The organism is Paracoccus sp. MKU1, assembly GCF_001447385.1.
In the GTDB taxonomy this organism is placed as follows: domain Bacteria; phylum Pseudomonadota; class Alphaproteobacteria; order Rhodobacterales; family Rhodobacteraceae; genus Paracoccus.
This window is the reverse complement of record NZ_LLWQ01000040.1, coordinates 1-3049: the sequence shown is the minus strand read 5'-3', so window position 1 is coordinate 3049 and position 3049 is coordinate 1. Positions and strand designations below refer to the sequence as shown.

Below are 3049 nucleotides of genomic sequence, written 5' to 3'. Positions count from 1 at the left end.
CCAGCTTGCGTAGCCTGAAGCGCGCCGGTCGCGCCCTGGCTCTCGCCGATGAGCGTGGACATCTCGGCACGGTTGCTGTCGATGTTGCCAACTACGCCCGCCTGCACGCGCATGGCATCCTGCAAGCCACCGACGGTGTTCTCCCAGCGCGAGCGCGCATCGGCGATCAATTGCTGGTCGGTGGCCGTGAGGGATAGATTGCCGTAGTCCTGCTGGAACATCTGGTCGATGTTCTGCACGTCGAACGCGATATTCTGGGCTTGCCCGAGAAGCTGCTGGGTGCGCTGGACGTTCTGCTGAAGCGCCTGAAGCGAGCTGTGGGGCAGGCTCGCGAGATTCCGCGCCTGATTGATCAACATCTGCGCTTCGTTCTGGAGCGAGGTGATCTGGTTGTTGATCTGCTCCAGCGTGCGCGCTGCCGTCAACAAGTTCTCGGCGTGGTTGGTCGGGTCATAGACGATGCGGCCGAACCCGCCGAAGAAGGCATGGGCTGGTGCCGTGAACACCGGCGCTAGCGCCAAAGGTGCGGCAAGCGCGAGTGCGAGCGCCGAAGCGCCCGCCACGCGGCTGAGACGGAGCATTTTGCGCGTCATGGGGTAATCTCCTCTTCTTCCAGGGTGAAATCGAACTCGGCGTCATCGAAGACGATGGGCGTCAGGTCCTCGCTTTCGGTGGCGAGGTTGGTGAGGTCCGGGATCAGATCGGTGGCCCATTCGACGCCGCGCGCCTTGAGCCAAGCGGCGAGGAAGCCGTCTCGGCCGTGTTCGGCGAAGATCTCGGCAATCAGCGTCTGGTCGGATTTGGCGGAAGCGGCGCAGAGCGCGAGGCCGACTTCGCTGAGGCCCAGTTCGAACAGCCGGTTGCCGCGTCGCGACTGGCAGTAGTAGTCCCGCTTGGGTGTCGCCCGCGCGAGAATCTCGATCTGACGGTCATTGAGGCCGAACCGCCTGTAGATCGCGGTGATCTGCGGCTCGATGGCGCGCTCGTTCGGTAGCAGGAGCCGCGTCGGGCAGCTTTCGATGATCGCGGGCGCGATATTACTGCCATCGATGTCGCTGAGGCTTTGCGTGGCGAAGATGACGCTGGCGTTTTTCTTGCGCAGGGTTTTCAGCCATTCGCGGAGCTGGTCCGCGAACCCTTCGTCATCGAGCGCCAGCCAGCCCTCATCGATGATCAGCAGCGTCGGCCGCCCGTCCAGCCTGTCGCCGACGCGGTGAAACAGGTAGGAGAGGACGGCGGGGGCCGCGCCGGTTCCGACCAGGCCCTCGATCTCGAACGCCTGCACGTCGGCTGAACCAAGATGCTCGGCCTCGGCGTCGAGCAGACGGCCATAAGGACCACCGACGCAATAGGCGCGCAGCGCCTGTTTCAGATCGTTCGACTGGAGCAGGACCGCGAGACCGGTGATGGTCCGCTCCCCGACGGGCGCCGAGGCAAGCGAGGTCAGCGCCGTCCAGATGTATTCCTTTACCTCCGGGGTGATCTGGATGTTCTCGCGCGTCAGGATCGCGACGATCCAGTCCGCCGCCCAGGCGCGCTCGGCGGTTTGATGGATACGGGCCAGCGGTTGCAACGAAACGGACGTCTCGGAAGCATCGGTCAGTTCGCCACCAAGATCATGCCAGTCGCCACCCATGGCCAGCGCGGCGGCGCGGATCGAGCCGCCGAAGTCGAAGGCAAAAATCTGTGATCCCACGTAGCGGCGGAACTGCAACGCCATCAGCGCCAGCAGCACCGACTTGCCCGCACCTGTGGGACCGACGACAAGGGTGTGGCCCACATCGCCGACATGGAGAGAAAGCCGGAACGGGGTCGATCCTTCGGTCCTGCCATAGAGCAGCGGGGGCGCGCCGAAGTGATCGTCCCGTTCCGGCCCTGCCCACACGGCGGACGAGGGAACCATGTGGGCAAGGTTGAGCGTCGAGATCGGGGGCTGGCGGACATTGGCATAGGCATGTCCGGGCAGGCTGCCGAGCCAGGCGTCGACGGCATTGACCGTCTCGACCATGACGCTGAAATCACGGGACTGGATGATCTTCTCGACCAGGCGCAGCTTTTCGTCGGCGCGGCGGGCATCCTCGTCCCAGACGGTGACGGTCGCCGTGACATAGGCCATCCCGGCCATGTCGGCGCCGAGTTCCTGCAAGGCCATGTCCGCGTCGGCGGCCTTGTTTGCTGCATCGGTGTCCACGAGCGCGGATTGCTCGTTGGTCATCACCTCCTTGATGATCGCCGCGATGCTCTTGCGCTTTGCGAACCATTGCCGCCTGATCTTCGTCAGCAGCCGGGTCGCGTCGGTCTTGTCCATGAGGATGGCGCGGGTGGACCATCGGTAGGGGAAGGCCAGCCGGTTCATCTCGTCGAGCAGGCCGGGGGTGGTCGTGCCCGGAAAGCCGGTGATCGTCAGCACCCGGAGATGCTGATTGCCCAGGCGCGGCTCCAGCCCGCCGGTCAGCGGCTGATCGGCTAACAGCGCGTCGAGATACATCGGCACCTCGGGCACACGCACGCGATGCCGGTTGGTCGAGATGGTGGAATGGAGGTAGGTCAGCGTGCCAGCGTCATCGAGCCAGCGGCATTCCGGCATCATGCCGTCGAGCAACGCCAGCACGCGATCGGTGCGGTCGATAAAGCCACGCACCAGCTCCCACGGGTTCACGCCCGAGGTCTCGCGCCCCTCATAGAGCCAGGATTCCGAGCGTGCGGCATCTTCTGCGGGCGGGAGCCAGAGGAAGGTCAGGAAATAGCCCGAGACGAAATGGCTGCCCTCCTCCTCGAAATCGGCCTTGCGCTCGGCATCGACCAGCGCCGCGGCGGGATCGGGGAACCGGCTGGCCGGAGAGGTGGCGGCCTCCGAGCGCTGCGCCGCGACGAAGATGGCCCGGCCTGGGCCGAGGCGGCGGACGGCGTTGTTCAGCCGTCCGGCCACCGCGACCAGGTCGGCCGCGACGGCGGAATCCAGATCGGGGCCGCGAAACTTCGCGGTCCGCTGGAATGAACCGTCCTTGTTGAGCACGACGCCCGAGCCGATCAGCGCCACCCAGGGGAG

At 65.5% G+C, this 3049-nt stretch carries 2 protein-coding genes; both read right to left on the bottom strand.

Going from position 1 to position 3049, the window contains the following annotated elements:
* The coding region (trbJ, locus tag AQY21_RS02645; protein WP_058096292.1) for a P-type conjugative transfer protein TrbJ at positions 1 to 593 on the bottom strand (593 nt) is incomplete at its 3' end.
* Positions 590 to 3049, bottom strand: a 2460-nt coding sequence (gene trbE / locus AQY21_RS02640; RefSeq protein WP_065169886.1) for a conjugal transfer protein TrbE, incomplete at its 5' end; no start/stop codon positions are given. The genes trbE and trbJ, both read right to left, overlap by 4 nt.